The organism is Actinomadura kijaniata (genome assembly GCF_014138665.1).
GTDB classification, from domain to species: Bacteria; Actinomycetota; Actinomycetes; order Streptosporangiales; family Streptosporangiaceae; genus Spirillospora; species Spirillospora kijaniata.
Window position 1 is genome coordinate 87,118 of record NZ_JACJIA010000005.1, and the last position, 22,271, is coordinate 109,388.

The following is a 22,271-nucleotide window of genomic DNA, read 5'->3' on the forward strand; positions in this document are numbered from 1 at the left end:
CCGGTGTCGTCCCCTGGGTGCTTGACCACGACTATGCCCCGGATGCAAGCGGTAAATAAACTGGCGAGTAACGAAAGATCTGCGGATTTTTCGCTAGCATGAACCTGTGACGACCTTGCGGCCAGAAGAACCCCTCAACTTGACGAGTGACGTAGATCTCGTCACCTTCGGGCAGCGCCTGCGCCACCTCCGGCGCAGCCGCAACATGACCCTCGCCGACCTCGGGGCGCGCGTCGGGCGCGCGCCCTCACAGTTGTCCTTGCTGGAGAACGGGCGCCGCGAGCCCAAACTGTCGCTGCTGCAGTCCCTGGCGTCCGCGCTGGAGGTCCCGGTGGAGGAGCTGCTGCGCCGGCAGCCCCCGAGCCGCCGCGCGCAGCTGGAGATCGCGCTGGAGGAGGCGCAGCGCGACCCGCTGTACAAGTCCCTGGGCCTGCCGCACCTGAAGGTGTCCAAGCGGATGCCCAACGACGTCATCGAGCACATCCTCAGCCTCTACGGCGAGCTGCGGCGCTCCCGCACCAAGCCCACCGCCAGCCCCGAGGAGGCGCGCAAGGCCAACGCCGAGCTGCGCCGCCAGATGCACGAGCGCGGCAACCACTTCGGCGAGATCGAGCAGGTCGCCGCCCAGACCCTGGACGCGGTCGGCTACCGGGGCGGCGCGGTCTCCCAGGGCATGCTGATGACCCTGGTCAGCCACTTCGGCTTCGGCCTGCAGTACGTGCAGGACCTGCCGCGCTCGGTGCGCTCGGTCACCGACCTGCGCAACCGGCGCATCTACCTGGAGCGCGAGCAGCTCGGCATGCACACCCCGCGCACGATCCTGCTCCAGACCCTCGGCCACATCGCCCTCGACCACGACGTGCCCCGCGACTTCGCCGACTTCCTGCGCCAGCGCGTGGAGGCCAACTACTTCGGCGCGGCGATCCTGATGCCCGAGCGCGCCGTGGTGCCGTTCCTGACGGAGGCCAAGGCCAACCGGGAGCTGTCGGTGGAGGACCTGGCCGACGTGTTCGCCGTCTCCTACGAGATGGCCGCGCACCGCTTCACCAACGTCGCCACGCAGCACCTGGGCCTGCACCTGCACTTCACCAAGAACGACGAGAACGGCACGATCTACAAGGCGTACGCCAACGACGGGCTGATCTTCCCCCAGGACGAGGACGGCGCGATCGAGGGCCAGCGGATGTGCCGCCAGTGGGCGGGCCGCCACGTGTTCGAGGCCCCCGACCGGTTCTCGGTCTACTACCAGTACACCGACACGCCCAAGGGCACCTACTGGTGCCTGTCGCACGTCGATCCCAGCCACGAGCGCGACTTCGCGATCACGCTGGGCGTGCGGTTCGAGGACTCGCGCTGGTTCCGGGGCCGCGAGACCACCAACCGGGTCAAGTCGGCCTGCCCCGACGGCGACTGCTGCCAGCGCCCGCCCAAGGAGATGGCCGAACGCTGGGAGGGCATGGCCTGGCCGTCGGCCCGCGCGCACTCGCACGTGCTGTCGGTGCTGCCGCCCGGCGCGTTCCCCGGCGTGGACGAGGCCGACGTGTACGAGTTCCTGGACCGCCACTCCCACGCGTGAGGCGCGTCGGCACGTGAGGGCCTCGCCGCCGCCGGCTCCGGGTGGCGGTGCGGCCCGCGTCCGGCGGGGTCAGCGGGAACGCGGGGGCAGCGGCCGGTCCGCCGCCGCGCGCAGCCGCTCCAGGTAGGCGTCCCGCTCGCCGAGGTCGCCGCGGTAGCCCTGGATCACCTTCATGACGTGCGCCACCCAGGCGTCCCACTCGTCCCGCAGCGCCGGGTCGAGCCTGCCGTGGGACTCGGCGAGGTCGAGCACCGCCCGGGAGATCTCGGTGCCCATGTCGGCCTTGTAGCGGAAACGCTGTTTGAACAGGCCGATGTGGGTGAGCGCCGTCGGGCGGCCCGACAGCGCGGCCGACAGGTTCAGGTACGCCTCGATGCCGAAGTCGCGGGGCGCGTCGTCGCCGACCAGCTCGGGCCGCACCGCGCGGAACCCGCTGAGCGGACGGCCGCCGAACCGGCCGTCGGCCTCGGGGAACAGCGCCCGCACCAGCGGCCCGTACAGCGCGATCGTGGCGCTCAGGATCGGCGGGGGCGGCGGGTCGTCGAAGTCGGCGACCACCATCGCGGTGCCGGGGCCGGCCGCCTCCACCGCGCGCCGCAGGGTGAGCGGGATGTTCACGCCGTCCTCGACGATGTCGGCGTCCAGGAAGCAGAGCCATTCGGCGTCGGCCCCGCGCGCGGCCGCCGCCATTGCCGCGCCTTTCCCGAGAGGCGCGGAAATCACCTCGCAGCCGAGCGCCCGCGCGCGTTCGGCGGTGCCGTCGGTGGAGGCGCTGTCCACCACGACGATCCGGGTTTGCGGGTCGGCCGCCGCGCGCGCCTGGGAAATGGCGTTGGCCAGATAGGGCTCTTCATTGTGGGCTACGATCGCGATCATGAACATCGCGGGACAAATACCCCCTGACTGGACTATTAGCTGGATTCGGGCCTACGACCTCGGTGACCTCGCTCACACCGCCCCCGGTGCCCTGGTGGCGACCGGCGGCGCCGGAACCGGGGTCGACGTCGTCGACGTCGACGAGCAGGCGTTCTTCGACATCCAGACGCTGCGGTTCGGCCACGTGGCGCGGCTGCGCCTGCCCTGGCTCCGGTTCGACGGAACGCTGCGGCTGGCGGCGGGGGAGCGTCCCGTCGCGGGGCGGGTGCGGGGTCACCTGCTCGTGCACTCCTCCGGCTTCATGGTGGTCAGGCTCACCCTACGGGCCGACCGGCTGGAGTACGAGGGGCCCGTGACCGCCGAGGTCCTCGGCCAGTTGGAACGGGCCATGTGGGTCACCGGTTATCCGCTGCGCTGGCACGTGCCGCAGGGGCGCGTCGTGGAGGGGAACATCCGGTGCGCCATGAACTGGTTCTTCCTTGATTTCTACGAGCGCGCCCATGGCCGCCCGTCCGGGGCGCACATCGCCGAATGGGCGTCCGAGGGAATGCAGGGCTGCGAGAAATTGCACGAACTTTATCGCGAAGGTTATGTCGGGCATCCTTTTCCGGTGAGTTTCGGCGCCCAGTTCGAAATCGTGAACCCGCGGCTCAGCCCGCTGGCCGGGTCGCTGGACCGGGAAAGGGAGTGGCAGGGCGTCATCGACTCCCTGATGTTCCCCGGCCGCGGCGACATCCGGGCCGTCCCGGTCGCCCTGGGCCGGGAGACGCTGGACCGCTGGTACCTCACCGAGAACCAGGCGCTGACCCTGCTGCTGTCGGGAGCGGTCGACGGGGAGACCGACGTGATGGACCCCGACCGGACCCAGCTGCTGGAGTACCTGACCCTGCGCCGCGCCGCCCTGCGCTGCGTGCAGCGCGACACCCAGCGGGTGCTCACCGAGCGCCTCACCATCACCCGCGCGCAGCTGGAGCGCTGGCAGCACATGGTGGCCAGCACCACCGACGACTACGTGCTGCACGACCGCATCGGCCAGCTGATCGAGCCGATCCGCGGGCACTACACCAGCGAGATCCTGCTGCGCGACCTGGGCGACCTGGAACGCCAGGTGCGGGCGAACCTGACCTGGTTCCAGGAGCGCCTGGACACCCTGTCGGACTGGACCGGCGGCCTGGTCGGCGCCTCGGTCGGCGCGGCGGCGATGGTGCTGAGCCTCCAGGAGTCGATCAAGGGGGTGCTCGGCGACGTGCTGGGCGGCGGGCCCGAGAAGGTGCTGGCCAACCACCCCTGGGAGTTCGCGGGGACGATGCTGACGCTGATGGTGCTGAGCTTCGGCCTGGCGCTGACGCTGATCCGGCGGATGACCAGCCGCCTGAACCCGTTCTCGGCGCCCGCCACCGCGGGGCCGCCCTGGAGCCGGCGGCGGGGCCGGCGGGCCACGGGTTCCGCGCCGCCCTCCTGAGCCCGCGCTCCCGGGCCCCGGCGACCTCGCGGACGCCGGGGCCCCGGTTGTTCCCGGAGGGAGCGTCCGGTGACGGCCGCCACCGCGTTACCCCAGGTGACGCGCGAAGGTGCTACCGTTGGTAACAGGTGATATTGGAGAAAGGGTCAATAAAGATGACGAGCACCGACGCGACGCCGTTCTCGCTGGAACCGAGCGAGGACGTCCGCGAGGTCCAGCAGTGGGTGCACGAGTTCGCGCGCGACGTGATCCGGCCCGCCGCCGAGGAGTGGGACGAGCGCGAGGAGACCCCCTGGCCGCTCATCCAGGAGGCCGCCAAGGTCGGCATCTACTCCCTGGACTTCTTCGCCACCCAGTGGCTGGAGCCGACCGGGCTCGGCATCCCGGTCGCGTTCGAGGAGCTGTTCTGGGGCGACGCGGGCATCGCGCTGTCGATCGTCGGCACCGGCCTGGCCGCCGCCTCCATCGCCGCCACCGGCCTTCCCGAGCAGGTCGCCGAGTGGGTGCCGCAGATGTTCGGCACCGCCGACGACGTGAAGCTCGGCGCGTTCTGCGCCTCCGAGCCCGACGCGGGCAGCGACGTCGGCTCGATCCGCACCCGCGCCGCCTACGACGAGGCCAAGGACGAGTGGGTGCTCAACGGCACCAAGACCTGGGCCACCAACGGCGGCATCGCCGACATCCACGTCGTGGTCGCCTCGGTCCACCCCGAGCTCGGCACCCGGGGCCAGGCCAGCTTCATCGTCCCGCCGAACACGCCGGGCCTGAAGCAGGGCCAGAAGTTCAAGAAGCACGGCATCCGCGCCTCCCACACCGCCGAGGTCATCCTCGACGGCGTGCGCGTCCCCGGCCACCTGATCATCGGTGGCAAGGAGCGGTTCGACGAGCGGATCGCGCGGGTGCGCGAGGGCAAGAGCACCAAGGGCCAGGCCGCGCTGAAGACGTTCGAGACCACCCGCCCGACCGTGGGCGCGATGGCCCTCGGCGTCGCGCGGGCGGCCTACGACTACGCCCTGCAGTACGCCCGCGAGCGCGAGCAGTTCGGCAAGAAGATCGGCGACTTCCAGGCCGTGGCGTTCAAGCTGGCCGACATGAAGTGCCAGATCGACGCCGCCCGGCTGATGGTGTGGCGGGCGGCCTGGATGGCCCGCAACGGCAAGGACTTCACCAGCGCCGAGGGCTCGATGGCCAAGCTGATGGCCTCCGAGGCCGCCGTCCGCTGCACCGAGGAGGCCATCCAGATCCTCGGCGGCAACGGCTACACCCGCGAGTACCCGGTGGAGCGCATGCACCGCGACTCCAAGATCTTCACGATCTTCGAGGGCACCAGCGAGATCCAGCGCCTGGTCATCGGCCGCACCGTCACCGGCCTGCCGGTCCGGTAACCTCCCGTCCGCCAAGACCCGTCTCCGGCCGGGCCCCTCCGCGCCCGGCCGCGGCGGGGCCGTGGACGAGAGAAGGAGTCCATGACCGACGAGCAGGGCCACCGGGCCCGGTCCGCCCCCGCTGGCCGGGGCCTGTTCCTGGTCGACATCGACGGCACCGTCGCGCTGCGCGGCACCGGCCCCGGCGCCCGCACGCCCTACGACTGGGCGCGCGTCGGCGAGGACGCGCCCAACCCGCCCGTCATCGCCGTCGTCCGGGCGCTGGCCGCCGCGGGGCACCGCGTCATCTACCTGTCCGGCCGCTCGGACGCCTGCCGCGACGCCACCCGCGCCTGGATCGCCGAGCATGTCGGCGTCCCCGGGGAGGCGCTGCTGATGCGCGCTGACGGCGACCGCCGCCGCGACACCGTCGTCAAGCGCGAACTGTACGAACGCAGGATCGCGCCGGTCGGGCCGGTCACCGCCGTCCTGGAGGACCGCGCCAGCGTGGTCGCGATGTGGCGCCGCCTCGGCCTGACCGTCCTCCAGGTCGCCGAAGGGAACTTCTGAGTCCCGGCCGTCCGCGCCATGACCAATTCTTTACTGTTGGTCACCTTTCCGTTACCCAGGGTTGGGAACCCTAGTGGGTACTCCCGACCCGAGGAACAGAAGATGACCTTCCCCCGCATGGCCGCCGCCGCGGCCGTACTCCTCACGACCACCGCCATGGCGTCCTCCGCCCACGCCCCCACCGCTCACGCCGCTCCCGTCGTCCACACCTACACCTGCGACCGGACCTTCGCCGGCGTCAAGCACAAGGGATGGGGCTGGCTGAACTGCGCCGCCTCGAGGGGCGCCCCGCACGCCGGCGAGATCCGCGGCACCTTCCTGATCGTGTCGAGGAGAGGCTCCGACCCCCGGCTCGAATGCGGGGAACGGCCGCCGGACCGCTTCCCGTCCGGGCACGCGGAACTGCCCGCCCGCGTCGTCGGGTTCTTCTGCGTCCCCCGCTGAGCCCCCGGCGACGTATCGCGCTTCGAGATGGCACGACGAAAGGCAAGCCGATGACCTCATCGCAGGGTCACGACCGGAAACAGTGCCCCGAGAAGGGGACGGGCAGCGACGAACGACTGTTCGCCAAGGACACCGAATCGTTCATCCAAGGCGGCGAGGCGGGCAGGCAGGCCCGCGACAAGGTGCAGGAGACGCGTCCGCGCCCCACCACGCCCGGGCAGGACCCCAAGGCCTGCGAGCTGCACGTGTGCATGGGGCTGAACTCCTGCGCCGGACACGGGCGCGACGGCACCGGCTGGATGGCGGGCACCGGACAGTGCGCCACGGTCTTCCACGAGTGCCACGGCGCCAACGAGTGCCGGGGTCAGGGCGGCTGCGGCTACACCGGCCACGAGGCCGAGCAGGCCGTTCCCGGCGCCCAGCACTGCCGCTACTCCGGCAGTTGCGCCAGCCCGATCAACGTCAGCCGGGTGCACGCGGCCGGACCCTTCCGGGGCACCAGCGTGTGGAAACGCGCCCGCAAGGTCTTCGAACAGCGCATGTACGAGGCGGGCGTCCCGTTCGGCCCGTCGCCCGGTGAGGGCTACCCCGACGACGAGGTCCCCTCCTACGAGACCGGTCGCGTCGACCAGCCGAAGAAGAAATGACGGCCGCCCCCTCGTCCGTCGCGGACGACCGGGACGCTGAGACGGGCCCACGGCTCGGCCTGGGGCTCGGACTGCGGTCCTCGCACCTGGCGCACGTGCTGGCGGAGTGGCCGCGGGTGGGCTGGTTCGAGGTCATCTCCGAGAACTTCATGGACTCCGGCGGCTACCCGCGCCACGCCCTCGACCGGATCGCCGAGCGGTACCCGGTGGTGATGCACGGGGTGTCGATGTCGATCGGCGGCACCGACCCGCTGGACATGGACTACCTGCACCGGCTGCGGCGCCTGGCCCGCTCGGTCGGGGCGCGGTGGGTGTCGGACCACGTGTGCTGGACGGGCGTGGCCGGGGTGAACACCCACGAGCTGCTGCCGGTCCCGTTCACCGAACGGTCCCTGCGGCACATGGCCCGCCGCGTCCGCGTCGTCCAGGACGTCCTGGAACGGCCGCTGGTGCTGGAGAACCCCAGCACCTACGCGGCCTTCGCACACTCGACGATGACCGAGTGGGAGTTCCTGGCGCGGCTGTGCGAGGAGACCGGGTGCCGCCTGCTGCTGGACGTCAACAACGTCTTCGTCTCCGCGACCAACCACGGTTTCGACCCCGAGGAGTACATCCGGGCGCTGCCCCACGACCGGATCGCGCAGATCCACCTGGCGGGGCACGCCGACGGGGGGACGCATCTGGTCGACACCCACGACCGGCCCGTCGCCGCGCCGGTGTGGCGCCTGTACCGGCTCGCCACCGCCCTGAGCGGCCCCGTTCCGACGCTCCTGGAGTGGGACGACCGGCTTCCCCCCTTCCCCGACCTGCTCGCCGAGCTGCACAAGGCCCGTCGGCATCTCGGCGCACCCTCTCCGACCGACGACGCCGACCAGGACGGGGGCCACCATGGCTAGACCCGACGACGAACCGTCGCTGGCGGCGGCCGAGCGTTGGCTGCGCGACGCCATCATGGCCCCCGGCGGCCCCACCGGACCCGCCGCCGCGATGCTGGCGGAGACGCCATCGCTCAGCGCCGGGCAGCGTCTGGACATCTACCGGCACGGCTACCGGGAACGGCTGCTGGAGACGATGCGCCACCAGTATCCGGCGCTGCGGGTCCTGCTCGGCCCGGAACTGTTCGACGAGTTCGCCGCTGGCTACTTGGACGCGCGGCCCTCCCGCTCCTACACCCTGGCGCGGCTGGGCGAGGGCTTCGCCGACCACCTCGACGCCTGCCGTCCCGACCGCGGGCTGCCGCCGTCCGAACGCGAGCCGTGGATCGACCTCATGATCGACCTGGCGCGGTACGAACTCGCCTTCGCGCGGGTCTGCGACGGTCCCGGTCTGGAGGGGCGCCAGGCTGTGGAGTGGTCACCCACGCCGTGGCCGGCCGCCGACATCGGCGGCCTGACGGCGACGCCCGCGCCCTGCCTGCGGCTGCTGCGGGTCCGCGCGCCGGTGCACCGCTACCACGACGACGTCCGACGTCGCCGCCGCCCGGGGCCACCCCCGCCCGAACCGGCACACCTGGTGCTGTTCCGGCGCGACTACCGCGTCCTCACCACACCGATCACCGCCGGCGCCTTCGCGCTGCTGGACGCCCTGATCCGGGGAGCGTCCCTCGAACGCGCGGCCGTCGTCGGCTCGGTGGACCTCGGCGAGGCCCACCGTCACCTGCGCGGCTGGGCCGCCCGCGGATGGCTGCGGGTGCTCCGAGGCGCGCCGTCCCGCGCCGTCCCGCACGGAACAGCACGATCCGCGCACATCCAGCCCTCTTGAGGAGGCCGCACCGTGAGCAACGACGCTTCCACCCCCTCCGGCGCGTCCCTGGCCACCATCCTGGACGCCAGCCCCGTCAACGCCGCCGAGGGGATCACCACCAAGGACGACCTGCGCAACCACCTGATCCAGGCCGCGGCCGTGGAGACCCAGACCATCCCCATGTACCTGTACGCCATGTACTCGATCGGCGGGCAGGGCCATTCCCGCTGGGCTCCCGGTATAGGGGCCCAGCGTCTGATCCGCAGCATCGTCATTGAGGAGATGCTGCACCTGTGCCTGGTGCGCAACATTCTGGTGGCCCTGGGCTTCGGGGACCAGGTGAGGTTCTACGACGAGGACTTCCTGCCCGACTACCCCGAGTACATGCTGCACCGCCACCCGCCGCTGCTGCTGCGGCTGAGCCGCTGCGACAGGGCCCTCGTCCGGAAGATCTTCATGGAGTTCGAACGCCCCCACCCCGCACCGGGCGAGGGCACGCCCCCCAAGGGGCAGTACGCGACCATCGGCCGCTTCTACAAGGCGATCTGCGAGGGCCTGGAGAAGCTCGACAAACAGCACGGCCAGAGCCTGTGGGCGAACAACCGTCCCGAACTCCAGTACACCGCCGCCTACTGGAACAAGGACGGCGGCGGGGAGCCCATGCCGGTCAAGGACCTGAAGACCGCCGAGCAGGCGCTGAAGATGATCGTCGACCAGGGGGAGGGGGCCGACCCGAGCAGGCCCTCGGTGCCGATCGACCCGCTGCACCCCACCCCCGGCCTGGACGAACTGCCGCACTACACCAAGTTCCAGCGCATCGCCGAGGGGATCGAGCCGATCGGCCCGACCTGGAAGGTCCCCACCGACCCCAAGTCCTTCCAGTACCTCGACGACAAGGCCGCCGACGGCATCAACAGCCTGTTCAACGCGGCGTACTGCTACGTGCTCCACCTCATCGACGTGCTGTACCAGACCCCCGCGACCGACGTCGTCCCGGGACGGCACAGCACGCGTTACGGATACGAGCGGCAGTTCGTCTCCGCCATGCAGGGGCTGCTGGCCAACATCGCCGAGATCATGGTGGCCACCCCCGTCGCCGGCGGCCCGCTCGCAGGCGACAAGCTCCAGATGGCCCCGACGTTCGAGTACGTGCGGCTGCCTTCCACGGGCAAGAAGAAGCACCTCATCGAACTGTGCGACAAGGCCGTCACGCACTTCCCGCAACTGGGCGGCGACAACGGCGTCCGCTGGCTGCTGGAGAAGATGCCCGACATCTGACCGGCCGGGAAACGACGGCTCCCCGGCGTCCGCGGTCGTCTCCCCGGCGTCATGGCAGACGCCCGGGAGACGACCGTGCGGGCCGGTGCGGGGCCGGTGCGGCTCAGCCGAAGCCGATGCCCCAGGCGTCGGCGGTGGGCCGGGCGGGCCGGACCGCGCCCGGCGACAGCGCCGCGACCGGGTGCGCGGCGGACTCGGGAACGCTCCCCTGGAAGGGGCCGCGCTGGGCCGGGACGCGCGGCAGGCCGGAGCGCCGCGGGCCGGTGCGCGGCAGCCCGGTGCGGGCCGGGCCGGGGTGCGGCAGGTCGTCCTCCTGCGGGCCGGACTCCAGCAGCACCTTGCGCTCCTGGTCGCTCCAGGGGCGCGCCGAGCCGCTGTCGACCTCGACCTTCACCACCGTGAGGGTGCCGTCGACCGAGGGACCGTCGGAGCCGCACACGTCGAACAGGTAGCGCATCGAGGAGCGGCCCACCTCCGCGACGCGCAGCCGCGTCTCCACGACCTCGTGCCGCCACAGCCGCCGCCGGTAGCTGGCGCTGTAGTGGACCCGGGGCATGATCGGAAGGTGGTCGAGGCCGAGCCGGTGCAGCAGCGTCTGCTCGGCGGCCTCCACCCAGCGGATCACCGTGGAGTGGTGGTAGTGGCCCGTGACGTCGGTGTCGCAGAGTTCGATGCGTTGCAGGACGCGGACGCTGGCGGGCTCGCCGGACATGGATCACCTCGTGTTTCGGAAGGGGACTGCGGAGACCACCTCGAAGTTAGGGCGGCCGAATACCGAGAGCAAGCAGTTGATCACTCAATGTTTCGTGTGTCGCGGGCGGGGAACGCCGCCGGGGCGCTCGCGCGGACCGGCCGCGGACCGTTGGCCCGTCGCCCGGGAGCCGGACCTGCCCCGGGGCTGGACTAAGGTGATCGGACCATGACGGGCACGAACGGGGACGGGACGGGATCGCGGCGCGATCCCGGACGCCGCCGTGCCCTGCTGGAGGCGGCCGACCGGGTCATCCAGCGGGAGGGCCCGGAGGCGTCGATGGCGTCGATCGCCGCGGAGGCGGGGATCAGCAAGCCGATCCTGTACCGCCACTTCGGCGACAAGAGCGGCCTGTACCAGGCGCTCGCCGAACGCCACACCCGCAGGCTGGTCGAGGGCATCCAGGCCGAGTTCTCCCGGCCCGGCTCGATGCGCGCCCGCACCCGCTCCACGATCGACACCTATCTGGCGACGATCTCGGCGAACCCGCACCTGTACCGGTTCCTCATGCACCGCGCCAGCGCCGAGGACGCGGCCACGCACAGCGCGATGAGCACGATGATCCGCGGGGTGAGCCGGGAGCTGGCCGAGGTGCTGGTCGCCGAGGGCGGGCTGGGCGACGGCCCCGCCGACCGCACCCGCGCCTACGTGTGGGGGCACGCCGTGGTCGGCATGGTCCAGACCGCGGGGGACTGGTGGCTGGACCACGCCGACGAGGTGCCGCGCGAGGCCGTGGTCGACGGCCTGGCCGACCTGATCCTCGGCGGGCTGCCCGCGGCCCGGCTCTCCACCACGGCCGAGGGCCGGGTGCTCGAAATGTTCCAGGAGTGATGAACGAGGTGACCGTGCAGACCCAACCGCGCCCCGAACCCGCCGTCGAGACCGACCGGCGCCCCTGGGGCGGCTTCGAGCGTTTCACGCTCAACGAGCCCACCACCGTCAAGCTGATCCACGTCGACCCGGGGCAGCGGCTGAGCCTGCAGCGCCACCGGGACCGCGACGAGCTGTGGGTGGCGCTCGACCCGGGCGCGGTGTTCGAGGTCGCGGGCCGCCGCATCGAGCCGGAGGTGGGCGAGCGGGTGTTCATCCGGGCGGGGGAGACCCACCGGCTGGGCTCGGCGGGCCCGGCGGTGCGCGTGATGGAGATCGCGTTCGGCCACTTCGACGAGGACGACATCGAACGCCTGGAGGACTCCTACGGCCGCGCCTGACCGGTCGGCCCCGCGCTTCCGGACGGGTTCGGGCCTCCCGTCGGGCTCGGGCCTCCGGACGGCGTGAGCCCGCCCGTGGGAGTGATGCCGGGGGTGCCCCGGGGAACGACGCTGAGCGCGACCAGCCGCGCCCGTTCCCGTTCGGCGCCCGCGCCCTTCAGCGACACGAACCCCCAGGCCCCCGGCCGCCACTCCCACGCCATCTCCACCGCCCCCGTCCGCAGCACCGGCGAGGCCAGCCAGCGGGCGGGGCGGCCGTGGACGTCGGGAGCGGCGCTCCCGGAGGGGGGAGCGTCGAGCCCGGCGGGCAGCGCTCCCCCGGGGTACATCTCCACCAGCGCGTCGGCGCGCGGCGAGGTGCTCGGCCGCTCGGGGCGCAGCGTGATCCGCTGCACGTCGGCCCCCGCGTCGTAGTCGACGGGGGCGAACCCGCCCGCGCGGCCGACCAGGAACTCCTGCCGGCCCTCGGTGAAACGGCCCGCGGCCGGCTCGGGGGAGGGGGCGAGCATCTCCCGCCCGGCCAGCACCGAGACGACCGCCACCCCCGAGATCGCCGCGGCCGACGCGGCCGCGCCCAGCGCGCGCCGCCGGCGGGCCCCGCGCCGTCCGGCGCGCACCGCCCGCCCGGCCAGGTCGCCGCCCGCGGCCGGCGGCTCGAACCCGCGCAGCCCTCCCAGCAGCCGCGCGCCCTCACGTTCCTGCTCGTCCATCGCGGCTACCCTTCCTCCAGCGTCGGAGCCCGGTCGCCCAGCAGCGCGCGCAGCCGGGCCAGGCCGCGGGCGGTCTGGCTCTTGACGTTCCCCTCCGAGCACCCGAGCACGGCGGCGACCTCCGCGACCGGCAGGTCGCACAGGAACCGTAGTACCAGCACGGCCCGCTGCCTCGGCGGCACCCGCTCCAGCGCCGCCCGCAGCACGGTGCGGGTCTCCACGTCCGACGGGCCGGCGGCGGGCGGGTCAGGGGTGTCGGCGGGCGCGCCGGTGAGGCGGACCCGCGCCCAGGACAGGCGGCGCTCGTTGAGGAACGAGCGCACCAGGATCCGCCGCACGTAGCGGTCGAGGTCGTCGGCGGCGCGGGCGCGCCGCCAGTGCAGGTACAGCCTGGTCAGCGCGGTCTGCACGATGTCGTCGGCGCGGTGCGGGTCGCCGCACAGCAGGTGCGCGACGCGCCGCAGCCCGGGCAGCGCGCGGGCCACGTACTCCTCGTAGTCGCGTTCGTCGTCCGGTCGCACGGCGGCGTGCCCCTCGGGAGCCCTCGGCCCGCTGCGGGAGACGGCGGGAAGGGAAGCGATCATAGTGCGGGGAACGGTCACGGCCGGACCCTCCAGACCCACACGCCGCCCTCCCGGACGCCCGGTCCGAGCAGCGCCTCCACGGTGGCGCGCAGGTGCTCCCCGCGCGGGTGCGGGCCGAGCACGACCGCGTCGGCCCGCCAGTACGCCAGGTCGGCGCGGGCGGCGGCGCGTTCGGCGTCGCCGACCGGGGGCGGGCCGTCGTCGGCGGCCCGCCGCAGCAGCCGGGAGGTGGGGCGCGGCTCGGCTCCGTAGCCGCCCTCCCGGCGCGGGCCGAACGGCCCCACGAAGTAGCCCTCCGGGACCGGGAAGCCGAGCCCGGACCGGACCTGCCAGTGCAGGGGCTCGGCGTCGCCGGCGCCGGGGAGCGGCACCGGCACCAGCGCGCGGCCCGGCGACACGTGCCGCCGCCAGGTCCCGTCGGTGAAGAACGCCGGGACCTTCCGGCGCGGCTCGGCGGGCAGCGGTTTGGGCACGACCGGGACCAGCGCCAGCGCCAGGACCACCGCGCACAGCCGGGGGCCCTCGGCGGGCGCGCGGGCCCGCAGCCGGTCCACGCCGAGCGCGACCAGCAGCCCGATCGCCGGGACGCACGTCATCGTCAGCCGCGACTCCAGCACCGACTCGTACAGCGGCAGCCGCGCCGTCCAGCGCCACGGCCCGGGGACGCCGGTGGGTTCCCCGTTCACGACGATCTCCGGGCCCAGCGACAGCAGGACCCCGGTGACGACGACCGCGCCGAGCGCCCGCGCGAGCGGCAGCCGCCGCAGCCAGACCAGCAGCACCGCGACCAGGACGACGACGGTCCAGCCGAAGAACGCGTTCTGCTCGGTGGTGCTCACGTCCAGCGGCCCCGGCGGGGCGGGATGCCCGGCCAGCGACTGGCGGGCGAACGCCGCCAGCACCGCCACGTCGTTCCCGGAGGGCCCGTGCAGCAGGCCGTCGTAGCTTCGCGGCCCCGCGAACTGCCACCACAGCGGATAGGCGCTGAGGGGGGCGGACACCGCCAGCGCGACCGCCAGCCCGGCGAGCAGCGGACGGGCGGCCGCCCGCGCCGCGTCGGGCCGCGACACGGCGTACACCGCGGCGAACGGCACCAGCGCCGTCGCCGCCAGCAGCAGCGCCTCCTCGCCCATGTGGATCTGGTAGGCGGCCAGCAGCCCGAGGACCGCGCCGTCGCGGAGCGGCCGCCCGCCGCGCGCCAGCATCACCAGCCGCCCGACGAGGAACGGCAGCACGAACAGCGCCACGAAGTTGGGGTGGGCGTTGGCGTGCGTGACGATCGGAGGGGCGAAGCCGCAGAACGCGCCGCCGACCGCCGCGGCCGGGCGCGACCCGCCCAGGTGGCGCCGGACCAGCCGGTACCAGCCCGCCGCCGTCCCGGCCAGCCCGGACGTCAGCACCACCGCCCACGTCGCGCCCGGCCCGCACGCCAGGGTCAGCGGCGCGAGCGGGACCGAGACGCCGAGCATGACGGTGTTGCCCATGAGGTTGACGCCGTCGGGATGGTTCTGGAGCGTCGTGAACAGCGGGTTCTCCAGGCGCGTGACGGCGCGCGCGGTCACCGCGAAGAACCACTCCCACTGGTTCTGGTCCGGGCCGCCGTCCACCAGGTAGCGCCCGGAGGGGGAGGCCCACAGGTTCTTCAGGACCGCCACGGCGGCCAGCGCGTACCCGGCCAGGATCAGGGCGTCGGCGCGGCGGCCCCCGGCGCGGCGCCGGACGGGCCGCGGGGCGCGTTCCCGGCGGGCGGGCCCGGCGACGGCGCGCGTCACGCCGGGATCCGGGAGGGGAGCCGGGCGCCGGGGGCGGGGACCGGCGGCGGGGGCGGGCCGTGCCGCAGCCGGATCGCGGCGACCTCGCCGAGCACCCGCAGGTAGTCCGCCGGACGCAGCTTGGACCCGGCCCGGTGCGTCCACGCCACGGGGACCTCGGCGACGGGCCAGCCGCGTTCGGCGAACAGCCGCAGGATCTCCACGTCGAAACCCCACCCGTCGGTCCGCGCCAGCGGGAACACCGCGCGGGCGCGGTCGCCGTCGAACAGCTTGAAGCCGCACTGGGTGTCGGCGAACCCGCGCACGGCGAGCCGCCGGATCACCGCCGCGCCCACCAGCGCGGGCAGCAGCCGCGCCGGATGCCGCCGCGCGTGCCGCCGCGAGCCGATCGCGGCGGCGTAGCCCCGCCCGATCCCGGCGCGCAGCCGCGCCAGCTCGCCCGGGGGCGTGGCCAGGTCCGCGTCGGCGACCAGGACCAGGCGGCCCCGGGACGCCCGCACGCCGCGCCGCACCGCGTGGCCCTTGCCGCGGTTGGCGGGGGAGCGCAGCAGCCGGATGCGCGGGTCGCGGCGGGCGGCGGCCCGCACCAGCGGGGCGGTGCCGTCGCGGGAGCCGTCGTCGGCGACCAGCACCTCCCAGGAGCCCGCGGCGCGCTCCAGGTGGGCCCGGAGCACCGAGAGGGTCGCGGGCAGCCGGTCCCGCTCGTTGTAGGCGGGAATGACGACCGTCAGCTCGACCGAGGATGCGTTCACGTCCCGGTGACCGTTCCGGCCGCGCGTCCGGTTGTATGACGTAGGTCACATCCGCCGGGCGGGGGCGCGCTGCCAGGATGACGGTATGGATCTCGACCGGCTGGCCGGGCCCCTCCAGGAGGTGCTCGCCGGGCACTACGGGCCGGGCGCGCGGGTCCGCGGCCTGGCCCGCGACAGCGGCGGCGCGTCCCGTGTCACCTGCGCCTTCGACGCCGTCACCGAGGACGGCACGGTCCATCCGCTGATCCTGCGGCTGGCCTCGCCGGGGGCGGCGGCGGGCATCCCCCTCACCCGCGAGGCCGCGCTGATGCGGGCGGCGCGGGCGGCCGGGGTGCCCAGCCCGCGGGTGGTGGCCGAGGGCGACGCGGACGGGCCCCTGGGCGCCGAGTTCGTCGTGATGGAACGCGTCGAGGGCGAGACCATCCCGCGCCGCGTCCTGCGCGACCCGGCGCTGGCCGGGGTGCGGCCCCGGCTGGCCGCGCGGTGCGGCGAGATCCTGGCGGCCGTGCACCGCATCCCCGCCGACGCCGTCCCCGGCCTCGACGACGCCGACCAGCTCGCGGCGTGGCGGGAGGTGCTGGACCTGACGGGGCGCCCGCATCCGGCGCTGGAGTTCGCGCTGCGCTGGCTGGACCGCAACCGCCCGCCCGTCCGCCGCACGACCGTCGTGCACGGCGACTTCCGCAACGGCAACCTCATCGTCGGCCCCGACGGCGTCCGCGCCGTCCTGGACTGGGAGCTGGCCCACCTCGGCGACCCGCTGGAGGACCTGGGCTGGCTGTGCGTGAAGGCATGGCGGTTCGGGGCCGCGCCGCCGGTCGGCGGGTTCGGCTCCTACGACCAGCTCACCGCGGCGTACGAGGAGGCGGGCGGCGGCCCGGTGGACCGGGACGCGCTGCGCTGGTGGGAGATGTTCGGGGTGGCGCGGTGGGCGGTCATCTGCGTCATGCAGGCGCAGCGGCACCTGACCGGCGGCGAACGCTCGGTCGAGCTCGCCGCGATCGGCCGCCGCGTCGCCGAGAACGAGTGGGACCTGCTGCGGATGATGCCCTGACCGCCACCGGTCCCGCCTCCACCGGTCCTGCCGACCCGGCCGTCAGCCCTCGCCCACCAGGTGCGCGTAGACGATGACGTTGTCGCGGTAGGAGTGGTCCCGCTTGTCGTAGGCCCCGCCGCACGTCACCAGCCGCAGCCCGGCGTAGCGCACGTCGCCGTACACGCGGTTGCGCGGGAACTCCCACTTGGGGACCCGCTCCACGGCGTCCACCGTGAACACGGCGGTGCGCCGGTCCTTGCGCACGACCCGCACCGTCGCGCCCGGCTTCAGCCGGTGCAGCCGGAAGAACACCGCCTGCCCGTCCAGGTCGTCGTAGTGGCCGAGCATGACCGACGAGCCGCGCGCGCCGGGCGCGGGGCCGTGCTCGTACCAGCCGACGTCGTCGGACCGGGCGAACGGCGGGACCTGCACGGTCCGGTCGTCGTTCTGCCCGACGCGCATCACCTCGGCGTCGACGCCGAGGTCGGGGATCCTCAGCCGGGCGGGCGGCGAGGCGGGCAGGTCGGGGCCGTCGGGCAGGTTCCACAGCGCCTTCGGGCCGCCCTGGTCGCGGTAGCGGGGCGCGGGCCCGTCGCGCATGCCGTGGCCCATCGCCAGCGCGCCGAGCAGCGCCAGCCCGGCCGCGACCAGGTAGCCGGGGTTAGGCGCTCCCACGGGTCCGGGCGCGCAGCAGCACGGTCCCGCCGACCGCCGTCGCGGCGAGGAGCATCGTCAGCCCCAGCGCCGTCCACGGCACGTCCGGCCCCTGCGTCCCGCCGCCGCCGGTCATCGCCCAGCCGTGCGGCCGGTCGTGGTGCCGGGGCCGCGGCTTGTGCTTGCGCACCACGACCGTGCCGTTCTGGGAGTAGTTCGACGGGATGCACTTGGCGTCGACGCGGTAGCGCCCCGGCTTGCTCTTCCTCACCTTGACCTTGACGCTGAACCAGCCGTCGTTGACCGGTCCCTGGCCGGTCGCGGCCCCGGTGACGCTGACGAAGGTGTCGTTGCCGCGCTGGCCTCCGGAGGTGCAGCCGCCCGAGACGGTGACGGTCTGGCCGGGGCGGGCGACCCGCGGATCGACGTCCAGGTCGTCGGCGTGCGCGGGCGGGCCCAGCCCGACGGCGCCCGACAGCACGGCTCCCGAGACGAGCCCGGCCCACGCGGCGGCTCTCACCTGCACCTGTCCCCCCGAAGTCCTCGTGCCCGCGAGGCTGGCGCCCCGTTTCGGAGGTGATTCCCGGGGCTGGAGCGGCCAAGGCGACGCGGGGGGTTTCTTTGGCCGAGTATTACCGGCGGGGGAGGGGCCGGGCTCTTCCCCCGCCGGTCATCGGCTCACCGGAGCGGCGTCCACCAGCCGGGGGACGTGTCGGGGGACCGGCCCGTGCCCGGCCGCGTCGCCCGGAACAGCTCGCCCTGGTGGGTCACCAGCGCGCCGGGCGCGTAGGCGGCGCCGCCCCGCCAGGCCGGGACGCCCACCGGGGAGAGACGGCTGACCCTCCCGTCGGCGGCGCGGGTGCGGGTCAGCGCGTACGCGCCGACCTTCACCGGCCCGGTGTAGGTCCGCCAGCGCGTGCCGTCGGTGGAGTACTCGACCGGCAGGCCCGGGTTGCGGACGTTGGCGGTGAGCACGCCGCCGTCCAGCTTGGCGCCGGGCAGCGGGATCCGGTAGTTCACGCCGCCGCCGGGCGCGCCGACGGGCCTGTAGTGCGACAGCAGCGGGAGCGTGACCTGCCCGAGCGTGTTGGTGAACACGTTCCACGCCGCGGGCATCCGCTGCGGGGTCGGGATGTCGCGGTTCCAGGCGCGTTCGGCGACGCCCAGCAGCTTGGGGAACGCCTGGTACTCGCGCAGGCCCTCGGTCTTGCCGTTCTCGGCCCACAGCTGGGCCTCGATGCCGAGGATGTTCTTCTTGCCCTGCTCGGTGAGCCGCACCCAGTCGGGGCTGGGGGTGACGGGGTTGCCCCAGCGGTCCTCGACGGCGTTGGCGTACACGTCGAACGGCTGGTAGGTGAAAGTGCTCTTGTCGTCCACGTACGCCGCCCAGTAGTAGCCGGGCTCGTCGGGGTCCTTGTTGTAGGCCAGGTCCAGGTACAGGTTGGTGGCGTGCGCGAGGATCACCGGGGTGCCCTCGTTGGCGAACCGGTACGCCCAGTCCTCGCGGCCCCAGCCCCACACGTTCTGCCAGGGCAGCGGCGCGAAGTTCTTCAGCCGCAGCCCGCGGTGCGGGTCGGTGGCGTCCTCCCACCCGGTGGTGGTCGGCGCGGCCTTCAGCGCGATGGCGTTCCACCTGGTGAAGAACAGGTCGGCCAGCTCCTCGCCGCTCTTGCCCGCGGTCTCGGGGTTGGCCTTGCAGGCGGGCGAGCCGTTCCACCAGCCCGACGCCGGGCCCGGCGGCTCGTCGCCGCCGAGGTTGACGCGGTTGAGCGGGGCGCCCGCCGCGGTGTACATCTTCTTGACCTCGCCCACGACCTTGCCGAGGAACGCGTAGGTGCTCTTGATGCACGGGTTGACGAGGTTGTCGTTGTAGTACTGCACGCTGACGTGCCGCGAGGTGTCGGCCGGATCCAGCAGCCGGTAGGTGGTGTCGCCGCGCTGGGCGCGCCGTTCCATCGCCTGCACGGCGGCGCGGGCGTGGGCGGGGAAGTTCAGCTCGGGGATGACCTCGATGTGCCGTTCGGTCGCGTACCTCAGGATCTCCCGGAAGTCGCGCGCCGAGTAGTGGCCGCCGCCCTTGCCCACGAAGTTCAGGGTGGACTGCTCGAAGCCCTGGTAGGCCGGGCGGCGTCCGAGGTTGGCCTCGGTGTGGTTCCGGGCCTTGCCGGTGATCCCGTCGCCGCCGCCCAGGTCGTTGACCGAGCCCATGCCCTGGTGCAGCGCCCGCTTCTCGGGCGGGTCGAGGGCGCGGCGCGCGCCGAAGCCGGTCAGCTCGGGCAGGCCGGGGATCTCCAGCCGCCAGCCCTCGTCGTTGGTCAGGCCGAGGTGCAGCCGGTTGAGCTTGGTGAACGCCATCAGGTCCAGGAACCGTTTGATCGTCCCCTTGGACTCGAAGTGCCGTCCCACGTCGATGTGCAGGCCCCGGTAGCCGAACAGCGGGGCGTCGGTGACGACCGCGCGGGGCACCGGGACCGTCGAGGTCCGCGCCCGGTAGGCGTCGACGGGCACCAGCTGCCGGAGCGTCTGCACGCCGTACAGCACCCCGGCGCGCCCGCCGCCGACGATCTCCACGCCCCGGCCGCCGACGGTGAGCCGGTAGCCCTCGGCGTCGGGTTTCCCGTCGGCGGTGACGTCGAGCCTCGGGTCGAGCCGCAACGTGATCGGCGCGCCCCTGCCGCCCGCCACGTCGGACAGGGCCTCGCGCAGGTAGCGGGCCTCGCCGCGCAGCGCGGCCGGGGCCGACACCGCCGAGCCGCCGCCGACGCGGGTCGTCCCGCCCGGGGCGGTCGCCGACAGCGGCTGGGGGACCAGGCGCTGCCGGAGCGTCAGGTTCACCTTGGTGGAGGTGTTCTCGGCGTAGCGGACCCCGGCGTTCTGCACCGGCCGCCGGTCGCCGAAGAACGCCTTGGTCTGCTTGGGGTCGTCCGGGTCGAGCAGCGTCTTCGCGGGCAGCCAGCGCGCGGGGCCGTTCCCGAACGCGATGCTCCAGCCCGCCGGGGCGTCGGACTTGTGGGTGGTCCACAGCTCGATGTTGATGTCGATCTTCCGGCGCTCGCCGGGCGCGACGGGCCGGAACCCGGCCAGCGGCCGGAGGGCGAAGAAGTCGCCGCTCTGGGCCCGGTCGCCGCGCGTCACCGCGAGTCCCTGGTCGGCGAGCTGCCTGCGGGCGAGGTCGCCGGGCGCTCCCGCCAGGACGGCGGCGGGCTGGCGCACGGAGTTGAAGTACATCGTCCAGCCGCCGCCCAGGGAGCAGCGGCGGTCGGCGTTGGAGAGGGTCAGCCGGGCCCGCAGGTACTGGGCGTCGGTGACGGTGTGGTCGACCGGCTGGTAGGTCATCAGCAGGTCGCGGGGGTCGGGGTGGCAGCCGGCCGAGGCGGTGCCGGAAGCGAGCGCGGTCCCGAGCGCGGCGGCGACGATGGCGGCCGCGCCCAGAGCTGTCGATCTCGGTCGTGATCTCAGCGCCATGAATAGGAAAGTAACCTTTCTGTTTCCTCTGGGCACGGCGCCTGATCCGGCCACCCCCGAACGCGCAGGCAGCCCCGCCGGTCCGCTCCCGGACACGCGGAAGAGGTTGACGGGGCTGCCGTTGTCAGCGGGTCAGCGGAGGCCGAACTCCCAGTTGCGGCCCGCGGCGTACTCCCTGAGGACGCGGCGCGCGGTGGTGGTGATGTGGACCTCGTCGGGCCCGTCGAAGATCCGGCCCGCCCGCGCGTGCCGGTACATGTGGTCCAGCGGCGTGTCCTCGGTGAGGCCCTCGGCCCCGTGGACCTGGATCGCGCGGTCGATGACGTTGTGCAGCATCCGCGCCGCCGCCACCTTGATCACCCCGATCTCCACTCTCGCCACCGGCCCCCGGCTCGGCTCCCCCGCGTCGATCTTGTGCGCCGCGTGCAGCGTCAGCAGCCGCGCCGACTGGATCTCGTGGTAGGAGTCGAACACGTGCTGCTGCATGAGCTGCTTCTCGTGCAGCGGCCCCCCGAACGCCGTCCGCCGGTGCAGCCGCGCGCACATCAGGTCGAACGCCCGCTGCGCCTGCCCCAGGAACCGCATGCAGTGGAAGATCCGCCCCGGGCCCAGGCGTTCCTGGGCGATGACGAACCCGTGCCCGCGCGGCCCCAGCAGGTTCCCCTCCGGCACCCGCACCCCGTCGTAGACGACCTCGCAGTGCCCGCCGCGCAGGCCGAGCACCGGGGTCTCGCGCACGATCGTGTAGCCCGGCGTGTCCGTCGGCACCAGGATCATGCTGAACGCCAGGTGCGGCGGCGCCCCCTCCGGCTCGGTCCGGCACATCACCGTCGTGTAGGCGGCCCGGTCGGCGAGCGTGGTGAACCACTTGCGCCCCCGGATCACCCACTCGCCGTCCTCCAGCGTCGCCGACGTGGTGAGCTGCGTCGGGTCGGAGCTGGAGATCCCCGGCTCGGTCATCGCGAAGCTCGGGTAGATCTCCGCCCGCACCAGCGGCGCGAGGAACCGTTCCCGCTGCGCCGCGTTCGCGTACCGGTGCAGCATCAGCGAGTCCTGCAACGTGAACGTGCCGAGCGCGAGCTGCCCGAACTCGCTGCGCCCCTGCACCTCGTTGACGAACACGTAGTCCAGGAACGGCAGCCCGCCCCCGCCCAGCTCCTTCGGATGGCCGAGCGCCCACAGGCCCTCGGCCTTGGCCTGCCGCCGCAACTCCCGCAGCAGGTCCTCGGACTCCTTGTCGCCCCGGCGCAGCACGGGCTCGGCGGGCTCGACCCGCTCGGTCATGAACGCGTGGACGGCGTCGCGGACCGGCCGCACGGACGCGGGCACCTCGAAGCTCATGATCCCTCCTCGGTCTAGAATCGCATTCTGTCCCG

Annotated in this window: 22 protein-coding genes; 12 read left to right on the forward strand and 10 right to left on the reverse strand. The window is 73.5% G+C overall.

Going from position 1 to position 22,271, the window contains the following annotated elements; translation table 11 throughout:
* Positions 1-139: 139 nt before the first annotated feature.
* A complete protein-coding gene (locus HNR61_RS20165) occupies positions 140-1,576 on the forward strand; it encodes an XRE family transcriptional regulator (RefSeq protein WP_182844735.1) in 1,437 nt (478 codons plus the stop codon).
* Positions 1,577-1,645: 69 nt separating this feature from the next.
* Here HNR61_RS20165 and HNR61_RS20170 read toward each other — a convergent pair whose 3' ends face one another.
* The gene (locus tag HNR61_RS20170) at positions 1,646-2,452 is read right to left on the reverse strand and encodes a glycosyltransferase (protein ID WP_182844736.1); all 807 of its coding nucleotides are present in this window, start codon (positions 2,450-2,452) and stop codon (positions 1,646-1,648) included.
* Here HNR61_RS20170 and HNR61_RS20175 point away from each other — a divergent pair.
* From HNR61_RS20175 to HNR61_RS20210, 8 genes are all read left to right on the forward strand, one after another.
* A complete protein-coding gene (locus HNR61_RS20175) occupies positions 2,451-3,914 on the forward strand; it encodes a hypothetical protein (protein ID WP_182844737.1) in 1,464 nt (487 codons plus the stop codon). The genes HNR61_RS20170 and HNR61_RS20175 overlap by 2 nt on opposite strands.
* Positions 3,915-4,069: 155 nt before the next feature.
* A complete protein-coding gene (locus tag HNR61_RS20180) occupies positions 4,070-5,299 on the forward strand; it encodes an acyl-CoA dehydrogenase family protein (RefSeq protein ID WP_182844738.1) in 1,230 nt (409 codons plus the stop codon).
* An 81-nt stretch (positions 5,300-5,380) separates the two neighbouring features.
* Positions 5,381-5,848 carry a phosphatase domain-containing protein gene (locus HNR61_RS20185; RefSeq protein ID WP_182844739.1) on the forward strand — a complete coding sequence of 156 codons (468 nt, stop codon included), beginning with the start codon at positions 5,381-5,383 and terminating at the stop codon, positions 5,846-5,848.
* 102 nt (positions 5,849-5,950) lie between these two features.
* Positions 5,951-6,292 carry a hypothetical protein gene (locus HNR61_RS20190; RefSeq protein ID WP_182844740.1) on the forward strand — a complete coding sequence of 114 codons (342 nt, stop codon included), beginning with the start codon at positions 5,951-5,953 and terminating at the stop codon, positions 6,290-6,292.
* 50 nt (positions 6,293-6,342) lie between these two features.
* A complete protein-coding gene (locus tag HNR61_RS20195; protein ID WP_182844741.1) occupies positions 6,343-6,939 on the forward strand; it encodes a hypothetical protein in 597 nt (198 codons plus the stop codon).
* Positions 6,936-7,835: an MNIO family bufferin maturase gene (gene bufB / locus HNR61_RS20200; RefSeq protein WP_182844742.1), complete on the forward strand. Its 900-nt coding sequence runs from the start codon at positions 6,936-6,938 to the stop codon at positions 7,833-7,835. Before HNR61_RS20195 ends, bufB begins: the two co-directional genes overlap by 4 nt.
* Positions 7,828-8,700: an HvfC/BufC N-terminal domain-containing protein gene (locus HNR61_RS20205; RefSeq protein WP_182844743.1), complete on the forward strand. Its 873-nt coding sequence runs from the start codon at positions 7,828-7,830 to the stop codon at positions 8,698-8,700. Before bufB ends, HNR61_RS20205 begins: the two co-directional genes overlap by 8 nt.
* 12 nt (positions 8,701-8,712) lie before the next feature.
* Positions 8,713-9,960, forward strand: coding sequence for a ferritin-like domain-containing protein (locus tag HNR61_RS20210; protein ID WP_182844744.1), 1,248 nt, complete (start codon positions 8,713-8,715; stop codon positions 9,958-9,960).
* Positions 9,961-10,063: 103 nt separating this feature from the next.
* Here the strand turns inward: HNR61_RS20210 and HNR61_RS20215 are convergent, their stop codons facing one another.
* Complete coding sequence (locus tag HNR61_RS20215; protein WP_182844745.1) at positions 10,064-10,672, reverse strand: acyl-CoA thioesterase; 609 nt, start codon at positions 10,670-10,672, stop codon at positions 10,064-10,066.
* A 207-nt stretch (positions 10,673-10,879) separates the two neighbouring features.
* On the opposite strand from HNR61_RS20215, the gene HNR61_RS20220 reads away from it, so the two are divergent.
* Positions 10,880-11,542 carry a TetR family transcriptional regulator gene (locus HNR61_RS20220; protein WP_067831164.1) on the forward strand — a complete coding sequence of 221 codons (663 nt, stop codon included), beginning with the start codon at positions 10,880-10,882 and terminating at the stop codon, positions 11,540-11,542.
* Complete coding sequence (locus tag HNR61_RS20225; protein ID WP_067831163.1) at positions 11,542-11,922, forward strand: phosphomannose isomerase type II C-terminal cupin domain; 381 nt, start codon at positions 11,542-11,544, stop codon at positions 11,920-11,922. Before HNR61_RS20220 ends, HNR61_RS20225 begins: the two co-directional genes overlap by 1 nt.
* Here the strand turns inward: HNR61_RS20225 and HNR61_RS20230 are convergent.
* The 4 genes from HNR61_RS20230 to HNR61_RS20245 are packed head-to-tail and all read right to left on the reverse strand — an operon-like array spanning position 11,907 to position 15,740.
* Entirely contained in the window at positions 11,907-12,632 is a 726-nt protein-coding gene (locus HNR61_RS20230) for a hypothetical protein (protein ID WP_182844746.1), read from the reverse strand. The genes HNR61_RS20225 and HNR61_RS20230 overlap by 16 nt on opposite strands.
* 5 nt (positions 12,633-12,637) lie before the next feature.
* Positions 12,638-13,216: a SigE family RNA polymerase sigma factor gene (locus HNR61_RS20235; RefSeq protein WP_182844747.1), complete on the reverse strand. Its 579-nt coding sequence runs from the start codon at positions 13,214-13,216 to the stop codon at positions 12,638-12,640.
* A gap of 14 nt (positions 13,217-13,230) precedes the next feature.
* A complete protein-coding gene (locus HNR61_RS20240) occupies positions 13,231-14,988 on the reverse strand; it encodes a glycosyl transferase (protein ID WP_182844748.1) in 1,758 nt (585 codons plus the stop codon).
* Positions 14,985-15,740 carry a dolichyl-phosphate beta-glucosyltransferase gene (locus HNR61_RS20245; RefSeq protein ID WP_182844749.1) on the reverse strand — a complete coding sequence of 252 codons (756 nt, stop codon included), beginning with the start codon at positions 15,738-15,740 and terminating at the stop codon, positions 14,985-14,987. The genes HNR61_RS20240 and HNR61_RS20245 overlap by 4 nt, the downstream gene beginning before the upstream one ends.
* Before the next feature lie 85 nt (positions 15,741-15,825).
* Between HNR61_RS20245 and HNR61_RS20250 the strand changes: the two genes are divergently transcribed.
* Complete coding sequence (locus tag HNR61_RS20250; RefSeq protein ID WP_182844750.1) at positions 15,826-16,794, forward strand: phosphotransferase family protein; 969 nt, start codon at positions 15,826-15,828, stop codon at positions 16,792-16,794.
* A 42-nt stretch (positions 16,795-16,836) separates the two neighbouring features.
* Here HNR61_RS20250 and HNR61_RS20255 read toward each other — a convergent pair whose 3' ends face one another.
* The 4 genes from HNR61_RS20255 to HNR61_RS20270 form a co-directional block, all read right to left on the reverse strand.
* Positions 16,837-17,451 carry a class F sortase gene (locus HNR61_RS20255; RefSeq protein WP_182844751.1) on the reverse strand — a complete coding sequence of 205 codons (615 nt, stop codon included), beginning with the start codon at positions 17,449-17,451 and terminating at the stop codon, positions 16,837-16,839.
* A complete protein-coding gene (locus tag HNR61_RS20260; protein WP_182844752.1) occupies positions 17,438-17,950 on the reverse strand; it encodes a hypothetical protein in 513 nt (170 codons plus the stop codon). The genes HNR61_RS20255 and HNR61_RS20260 overlap by 14 nt, the downstream gene beginning before the upstream one ends.
* 158 nt (positions 17,951-18,108) lie before the next feature.
* Positions 18,109-20,895: a family 20 glycosylhydrolase gene (locus HNR61_RS20265; protein WP_182844753.1), complete on the reverse strand. Its 2,787-nt coding sequence runs from the start codon at positions 20,893-20,895 to the stop codon at positions 18,109-18,111.
* A 132-nt stretch (positions 20,896-21,027) separates the two neighbouring features.
* Positions 21,028-22,236 (reverse strand): acyl-CoA dehydrogenase family protein, encoded by a 1,209-nt coding sequence (locus HNR61_RS20270; RefSeq protein ID WP_182844754.1) that lies wholly within the window; start codon positions 22,234-22,236, stop codon positions 21,028-21,030.
* Positions 22,237-22,271 lie beyond the last annotated feature (35 nt).

Coding starts and splice junctions, on each gene's coding strand:
- HNR61_RS20175 (WP_182844737.1), top strand. CDS start 2,451: ATGAACATCGCGGGACAAATACCCCCTGACTGGACTATTAGCTGGATT.
- HNR61_RS20170 (WP_182844736.1), bottom strand. CDS start 2,452: ATGATCGCGATCGTAGCCCACAATGAAGAGCCCTATCTGGCCAACGCC.
- HNR61_RS20180 (WP_182844738.1), top strand. CDS start 4,070: ATGACGAGCACCGACGCGACGCCGTTCTCGCTGGAACCGAGCGAGGAC.
- HNR61_RS20185 (WP_182844739.1), top strand. CDS start 5,381: ATGACCGACGAGCAGGGCCACCGGGCCCGGTCCGCCCCCGCTGGCCGG.
- HNR61_RS20190 (WP_182844740.1), top strand. CDS start 5,951: ATGACCTTCCCCCGCATGGCCGCCGCCGCGGCCGTACTCCTCACGACC.
- HNR61_RS20195 (WP_182844741.1), top strand. CDS start 6,343: ATGACCTCATCGCAGGGTCACGACCGGAAACAGTGCCCCGAGAAGGGG.
- bufB (WP_182844742.1), top strand. CDS start 6,936: ATGACGGCCGCCCCCTCGTCCGTCGCGGACGACCGGGACGCTGAGACG.
- HNR61_RS20205 (WP_182844743.1), top strand. CDS start 7,828: ATGGCTAGACCCGACGACGAACCGTCGCTGGCGGCGGCCGAGCGTTGG.
- HNR61_RS20215 (WP_182844745.1), bottom strand. CDS start 10,672: ATGTCCGGCGAGCCCGCCAGCGTCCGCGTCCTGCAACGCATCGAACTC.
- HNR61_RS20220 (WP_067831164.1), top strand. CDS start 10,880: ATGACGGGCACGAACGGGGACGGGACGGGATCGCGGCGCGATCCCGGA.
- HNR61_RS20225 (WP_067831163.1), top strand. CDS start 11,542: ATGAACGAGGTGACCGTGCAGACCCAACCGCGCCCCGAACCCGCCGTC.
- HNR61_RS20230 (WP_182844746.1), bottom strand. CDS start 12,632: ATGGACGAGCAGGAACGTGAGGGCGCGCGGCTGCTGGGAGGGCTGCGC.
- HNR61_RS20235 (WP_182844747.1), bottom strand. CDS start 13,216: ATGATCGCTTCCCTTCCCGCCGTCTCCCGCAGCGGGCCGAGGGCTCCC.
- HNR61_RS20250 (WP_182844750.1), top strand. CDS start 15,826: ATGGATCTCGACCGGCTGGCCGGGCCCCTCCAGGAGGTGCTCGCCGGG.
- HNR61_RS20265 (WP_182844753.1), bottom strand. CDS start 20,895: ATGGCGCTGAGATCACGACCGAGATCGACAGCTCTGGGCGCGGCCGCC.
- HNR61_RS20270 (WP_182844754.1), bottom strand. CDS start 22,236: ATGAGCTTCGAGGTGCCCGCGTCCGTGCGGCCGGTCCGCGACGCCGTC.